The organism is Gordonia desulfuricans NBRC 100010, assembly GCF_001485495.1.
GTDB lineage: Bacteria > Actinomycetota > Actinomycetes > Mycobacteriales > Mycobacteriaceae > Gordonia > Gordonia desulfuricans.
On sequence record NZ_BCNF01000051.1, the window covers coordinates 50,779 to 57,606 of the forward strand.

A 6,828-nucleotide genomic window follows, 5' to 3' on the forward strand; every position below is an offset into this window, starting at 1 on the left:
AAGACCCGGGTCCACCACGCCCACGGTAGTGCCGCCCGACGGCATCAGACCACCGAACAAGGCGTGGTTACACCACCGCAATATACGATCACGCGGTCGCGAGAACCGTTGCGCGGGTCCACTATTTAGCTGCTGATGCGGCGGTGTTCCTCATCCATCATCGCCGCATCGAACCATGTTCATCCGTCGCAGGGAGATGGCGATGTCCACCGACTCGGCCCCAGCCGCATCCGTACCAGCCAAGCGCAAGCGGGTTCATCCCGTCGACCAGGTGCCACCCCCCGGCAGACTGGTCGCGCTCGGTGCCCAGCATGTCGTCGCCTTCTACGCCGGTGCGGTCCTCGTCCCGCTGCTGATCGCGCGGGCGATCGGCCTCGACAACGAGGCCCTCACCATGCTGATCACCGCCGATCTGTTCACCTGTGGCATCGCCTCGCTGCTCCAGTCGGTCGGTATCTGGAAGATCGGCGTGCGCCTCCCACTGCTGCAGGGCATCACGTTCGCGACCCTCGCCCCGGTGATCCAGATCGCCAATCAGCACGGCGGCGGACGCGTCGGCCTGCAGACGGTGTACGGCGCGGTGATCGCGGCGGGCGTCTTCACCTTCCTGATGGCGCCGTTCTTCGCGAAGCTGATCCGCTTTCTGCCGCCGGTGGTGACCGGAACACTGATCACCATCATCGGGGTGTGCCTGATCCCGGTGGGTGCCGGGGATGCGGTGACCGATCCCAACCAGCACCTCAAGGATCCGGGCAACTGGAAATGGGTCTGCTACGCCCTGGGCACCATCCTGCTGATCGTGTTGATGCAACGGTTCTTCCGCGGCTTCATGGCCACCATCGCCATCCTGCTGGGTCTGGTGGTGGGCACCTTCGTGGCCTGGCTGTGCGGTGACGCGCACTTCTCGTCGGTCGGTGAGGCCGACTGGCTGGGCTTCACCCCGCCGTTCGCGTTCGGCTGGCCGCAGTGGGACATCGTGGCGATCGTGTCGATGATCGTGGTGCTACTGGTGGTCGCGGTGGAGTCGACCGGGTCGATCTTCGCCACCGGTGAGATCGTCGGCAAACGCATCAAGTCCGACGACGTGGCCGCGGCGGTCCGGGCCGACGGCGTCGCCACCATCATCGGCGGGTCGTTCAACTCGTTCCCCTACACCGCGTTCTCCGAGAACGTCGGCCTGGTGCGCCTGACCGGCGTGAAGAGCCGATGGGTGGTGGCCTGCGCCGGTGTCATCATGATCATCCTGGGGCTGCTGCCCAAGCTGGCCAAGGTGGTCGAGTCGATCCCCGCCCCGGTGCTCGGCGGTGCCGCCCTGATCATGTTCGCCACCGTGGCGATCGTCGGCATCCAGACCCTGACCTCGGTGGACTTCACCGATCACCGCAATCTGATCATCGCCGCCACCTCGCTCGCGGTGGCGCTCTACGTCCAGTTCTCGCAGTCGTCGGCACCGACGACGGTGATCGAGAAGGGTGCCCCGGTCGACGTCCCGGCATTGCCCGGTGTCGACCAGGCGATGCCCAACCTGATCCTGCAGATCCCGTTCTCGACCGGCATCACGATGGGTGCGATCACCGCAATCCTGTTGAACCTCTTGTTCTTCCACATCGGGAACAAGGGTCCGGCGGTGGCCGGCGGCGGCGCCATCACCCTCGACGAGGTCAACGAGATGAGCGTCGAACAGTTCCGGGAGACCTTCGGCGAGGTGGTCCAGGGGGTGGACTGGGTGCTCGACCGCGCCTTCGACCAGCGGCCCTTCGACGACGTTCACGACCTGCGCAGCGCCTTCCAGGAGGCGATGCTCACCGGCAGCGACACCGAACAGCTCGACCTGATCCGCGCCTTCCCCGATCTGGGCGCCGAGGACGAGGAGACCGGCGAACTGCAGGCCGTCGATCACAAGGGGCTCTCGCACCTCGAGGAGACCGAGCACGAGAACGTGGTGAACCTCGCCGCGGCGTATCGCGATCACTTCGGCTTCCCGCTGGTGATCTGTGCACGCGAGACCGAACGCTACGACCGGGTGCTGCGCAGCGGCTGGGCGCGGATGGACAACTCGTCGACGTCGGAGAAGTCGTTCGCGCTGATCGAGATCGCGAAGATCGCCAACTACCGGTTCGACGATCTCGTCGCCGATGCGAACCCGATCACCTCGGCCCGGTTCTCGCGTCAGCCCGAACTCTCCTAGGCTGGTCTGCGTGCGAAGAGTCGATTGGCGAGGTTTGTCCAGTTTCAACGAGCTCAGTGAGCGGCAGGCCATCAGTACCCTCTACGAATGCTGCAGTTCGTCGATCTGGGCGCTCCGCGTCGCCAGGGCACGGCCGTTCACCGACGACGACGCCCTGCTCGACTATGCGGACCTGATCCTCGCCGAACTCACCGAGAGCGATCTCGACGAGGCGTTGTCGGGACATCCGCGGATCGGTGACCGCGCCGACAATCCGTCCTCGCAGCGCGAGCAGTCGGGCGTCGTCGGCGCCGAGGCCGCGGTGCTGTCCGAGTTGAAGGAACTCAACGCGGCCTACGAAGAGCGCTTCGGCCACGTCTATCTGGTGTTCGCCAACGGTCGTCCCGCCGCGGAGCTGCTGGGCATCCTCAAGGAACGCATGCGCAACGACCCGGACACCGAGCGCCGGGTGATGCGCATGGAACTGGGCAAGATCAACCGCAGCCGCCTGACCCGGATGCTCACGCCCGCGGTCGAGTATGTTGACGACTGATCCGAGCAGAGGAGCAGCAACGCGATGACCGGTTTGTCCACCCATGTCCTGGATGCCACATCCGGTACCCCCGCCGTCGGGATGTCGGTGATCCTGCAGGACGCCGCCGGCGGCGAGCTGGCGTCGGGGGTCACCGACGCCGACGGCCGGATCGCGCAGGTGAGCACGCAGCCACTGGTCCCGGGCATCTATCACCTGGTGTTCGAGACCGGTGAATGGTTCTCCGACAACGACATCGAGGCCTTCTACCCCGAGGTCGACATCTGCTTCACCGTCGACGACGCCGATCGCCACTACCACGTGCCGGTGTTGCTGAGCCCGTTCGCCTACTCGACGTATCGGGGCAGCTGACCCGACGGTGATCGAGCCGGCGTCCTCGGGCGGTCGAGCAGACTCCTCACGATGGTTGAGCGCGACGCACCCCCCACGATGGTTGAGCACGACGCACCCCCCACGATGGTTGAGCGCGACGCACCCCCCACGATGGTTGAGCAGGACGTCCTCGCGCAGCGAGGCCGACCGTCCGTCGAAACCTCCCTCACCCACCGCTGGAACGCACCCTCGCTCCGCTCCTCATCAGACCAATCAGCCACAAACGATGGTTGAGCAGGACGTCCTCGCGCTAGCGAGGCCGACCGTCCGTCGAAACCTCTGCAACGTCACGCCGGGATCCGGCCACCCACGCGTACGGGCCCGCGACATCGGTGCCGATAGCAGAGCCGTTTGCCGTGCTGCGGTATGGCTGGCCTATGATGGGCGGCGCAGTTGGTTCGCCGGCCGGGATGTCATGGAGCCCCTACACCCGATCGTCGGCGTCGAGCCCGTGCGATGCCTCACGGCGTCGGGCGGGTGAGAGGGAATCCGGTGTGACTCCGGAACTGTCCCGCAGCGGTATGTCGAAACGACCGCCGTCACATGCACTGGGCCCCGCGCCCGGGAAGCGACGGCCAGTAGGTTCCGCGGAGTGATCCGCGCCTGTCGCCGAGTCCGAAGACCTGCCTCCTGTACCGGCCGCGCCGCGGTCGGTGGCTCGTCGCCTCGTGGACTGGGTGCAGGTCGGACATGCTGACTTCGAGGTCGTCTTCTCACGTACCTCTCTGGGGCTGCCCGCCGCACCTGCAATGGCGACGACCGTCGGAAACCATTGCAGGAGTGAATGTCTCATGTCCGAGAGGACCAACTCACCCTTTACCGCGACCGTACTCGGTGCTCCCCGGATCGGTCCGCGTCGTGAACTCAAGCGTGCCATCGAGGGCTACTGGGCGGGCCGTGTGGACGCCGCCGAGCTCGAGGCGACCGCTGCCGGCCTGCGTGCCGACACCATCGCCCAGCTGTCGGCCGCCGGGCTCGACTCGATCCCGGTCAACACCTTCTCCTACTACGACCAGGTGCTCGACACCGCGGTGATGCTGGGCGCCCTGCCCGAGCGGGTCGCCGCGATCTCCGATCCGCTGGACCGGTATTTCGCCGCCGCGCGCGGTACCGCCGACGTCGCTCCGCTGGAGATGACCAAGTGGTTCGACACCAACTACCACTACCTGGTGCCGGAGATCGGTCCCGACACCACCTTCACGCTGAACCCGGAGAAGGTGCTGGCCGAGGTCGCCGAGGCGCGCACCGCCGGGGTGAACGCACGCCCCGTGGTGGTCGGGCCGATCACCTTCCTGGCGCTGTCCAAGCCGATCGGTGCGGGTTCGCCGCTGGACCGGATCAACGAGCTGCTCCCCTGCTACCTGGAGCTGCTGCGTGTGCTGGCCGAGGCGGGTGTCGAGTGGGTGCAGATCGACGAGCCCGCCCTGGTCACCGATATCGCCTCGGGTCTGCCCGCGCTGGCCGGGTCGGTGTACTCGGCGCTGGCACAGGCGTCGGCGCGTCCGAAAATCCTGGTCGCCACCTACTTCGGTGACGCCGGAGAGGCACTGCCGGCACTGGCCCGTTCCGGTGTCGACGGTGTGGCGGTGGATCTGATCGAGGGCCGCCTGGAGAGCGTCGTCGACGTCCCGGAGCTGTCGCGTCTGCATGTGGTCGCCGGTGTGGTCGACGGCCGCAACATCTGGCGCACCGATCTGGAGAAGGCTCTCGCCACCCTGGGTACCCTGCTGGGTTCGACCGGTTCGCTGGCGGTGTCGACGTCGTGCTCGACGCTGCATGTCCCCTACTCGCTGGAGCCGGAGACCGAGCTCGACGACAACCTGCGGGGCTGGCTGGCGTTCGGTGCCGAGAAGTACACCGAGGTCGCCACCCTGTCGCGGGCGCTGACCGGCGGACGTGAGGCAGAGGCCGCCGCGTTCGACGCCTGTGCGGCTGCGTTGGCCACCCGCGCCACCGATCCGCGCGTGCACGTCGACGCCGTCCGTGAGCGTCTGGCTGCGGTGAACGATGCCGACGTCACTCGTGGCGAGGCCGCCACCCGTCTGGCCGCGCAGAACGAGCGGCTGGACCTGCCGGCGTTGCCGACCACGACGATCGGCTCGTACCCGCAGACCTCGGCGATCCGTCTGGCGCGTGCGGCACTGCGCAAGGGCGAGATCGATCAGGCCGGCTACGAGCAGAAGATGCGCGACGAGATCAAGTCCGTCGTCGACCTGCAGGAGCAGATCGGCCTGGACGTCCTGGTTCACGGTGAGCCGGAGCGCAACGACATGGTGCAGTACTTCGCCGAGCAGCTCGACGGGTTCTTCGCGACCGTCAACGGCTGGGTGCAGTCGTACGGCACGCGTTGTGTGCGCCCGCCGATCCTGTTCGGCGATGTGGTGCGTCCGCGCCCGATGACCGTCGACTGGATCACCTTCGCCCAGACGCTGACGGCAAAGCCGGTCAAGGGCATGCTGACCGGTCCGGTCACCATTCTGGCGTGGTCGTTCGTCCGCAACGATCAGCCGTTGTCGGAGTCCGCCGATCAGATCGCCCTGGCGATCCGCGACGAGACGGTGGATCTGGAGAAGGCCGGCGTCGGCATCATCCAGGTCGACGAGCCGGCCCTGCGCGAGCTGCTGCCGCTGCGCAACGCCGACAAGCAGGCGTACCTGGACTGGGCGGTGCGGGCGTTCCGGCTGTCGACGGCCGGTGTCGAGGATGCAACCCAGATCCACACGCATCTGTGCTACTCGGAGTTCGGTGAGGTCATCGACGCGATCGCCGAGCTCGACGCCGACGTCACCTCGATCGAGGCGGCCCGGTCGCATATGGAGGTGCTCGACGACCTCAACAGCGTCGGGTTCGCCAACGCCGTGGGTCCGGGTGTCTACGACATCCACTCCCCGCGCGTGCCCGGCACCTCGGAGATCGAGACCTCGCTGGCCGAGGCACTCAAGGCCGTCGGCCCGCAGCGTCTCTGGGTGAACCCGGACTGTGGCCTGAAGACCAGGACAACCGATGAGGTCACCGAAGCGCTGACCAACATGGTCGCCGCAGCGAAGTCGGTTCGCGCCGGCACCTGACATCGGCGGAGGTTTCGGCTCAACCATCGGCATCAACACCATGATTCGATGGTTGGGCCGGGCCCGACCCCGAAGCTCAAGGTCCAGTGTCCGCAATCACGGCACAATTTGGTGGTTGAGCCGGGACCGAGCATCGCGAGGACCCGAGTCGAAACCCGGCGAGTCGACGGTGTCGGTGACCACCTCAAACCGGGTGGTTGCGTTCCGAACCCGGCCGGCGGAGGTTTCGACACGACTTGTCGCTACGCTCCGCATCGGCTCAACCATCAACGGCGGCAACATGATTGATAGAGCACCACGGTTGGTGGTTGAGCCGGGACCGAGCGTAGCGAGGACCCGTGTCGAAACCTCGTGACCCGGCGGTGTCGGTGACCGCGGTTCATAGTCCGGCTGATTTCATCGCCGCCCGGAATGCGTGGGCGTGGGGTGTGTCTGCGGTGAACAGTCCGGGCGTGATCACGTCGAACACGTTGATCCGGTTGAGGGTGAATCCGGCACGTTCGAGTGGGGTACGGCCGTGGATCTCGGCGCGTACCTGTTCGAGGTTGGCGAAATAGTTGTGTGCCACGTCGGGTAGTCGGTTGACGAGGCGTTCGGTGGGTGGGGCGCCGGGTTCGGCGTTGTGTTGCCACCAGGTTCGGCCTTCGTCGGGTCCGGACTCGATCCTT

General features: G+C 66.6%; 4 protein-coding genes, 1 pseudogene and 1 riboswitch. Of the genes and pseudogenes, 4 read left to right on the forward strand and 1 reads right to left on the reverse strand.

The genetic code is table 11. The features are described 5' to 3' along the window. Nucleotides 1-202: 202 nt before the first annotated feature. The 4 genes from uraD (GD1_RS09205) (at nucleotide 203) to metE (ending at nucleotide 6,160) form a co-directional block, all read left to right on the forward strand. Nucleotides 203-2,188 carry a 2-oxo-4-hydroxy-4-carboxy-5-ureidoimidazoline decarboxylase gene (gene uraD, locus GD1_RS09205; RefSeq protein ID WP_059036797.1) on the forward strand — a complete coding sequence of 662 codons (1,986 nt, stop codon included), beginning with the start codon at nucleotides 203-205 and terminating at the stop codon, nucleotides 2,186-2,188. Between the two features lie 10 nt (nucleotides 2,189-2,198). After that, nucleotides 2,199-2,720, forward strand: a complete 522-nt coding sequence (gene uraD, locus GD1_RS09210) for a 2-oxo-4-hydroxy-4-carboxy-5-ureidoimidazoline decarboxylase (RefSeq protein WP_053778017.1) — start codon at nucleotides 2,199-2,201, stop codon at nucleotides 2,718-2,720. Between the two features lie 24 nt (nucleotides 2,721-2,744). Further along, the gene (gene uraH, locus GD1_RS09215; RefSeq protein WP_059036787.1) at nucleotides 2,745-3,071 is read left to right on the forward strand and encodes a hydroxyisourate hydrolase; all 327 of its coding nucleotides are present in this window, start codon (nucleotides 2,745-2,747) and stop codon (nucleotides 3,069-3,071) included. A gap of 478 nt (nucleotides 3,072-3,549) precedes the next feature. Further along, nucleotides 3,550-3,718: riboswitch (cobalamin riboswitch) on the forward strand. Nucleotides 3,719-3,883: 165 nt separating this feature from the next. Next, nucleotides 3,884-6,160 (forward strand): 5-methyltetrahydropteroyltriglutamate--homocysteine S-methyltransferase, encoded by a 2,277-nt coding sequence (gene metE, locus GD1_RS09220; RefSeq protein WP_059036788.1) that lies wholly within the window; start codon nucleotides 3,884-3,886, stop codon nucleotides 6,158-6,160. Nucleotides 6,161-6,539: 379 nt separating this feature from the next. Here metE and GD1_RS09225 read toward each other — a convergent pair. Further along, nucleotides 6,540-6,828, reverse strand: a pseudogene (locus GD1_RS09225) (hypothetical protein); the annotation flags it as partial.

What these genes read in the sequence shown, in the direction of transcription:
- uraD (WP_059036797.1), top strand. Translation starts at nt 203, where the DNA reads ATGTCCACCGACTCGGCCCCAGCCGCATCCGTACCAGCCAAGCGCAAG.
- uraH (WP_059036787.1), top strand. Translation starts at nt 2,745, where the DNA reads ATGACCGGTTTGTCCACCCATGTCCTGGATGCCACATCCGGTACCCCC.
- metE (WP_059036788.1), top strand. Translation starts at nt 3,884, where the DNA reads ATGTCCGAGAGGACCAACTCACCCTTTACCGCGACCGTACTCGGTGCT.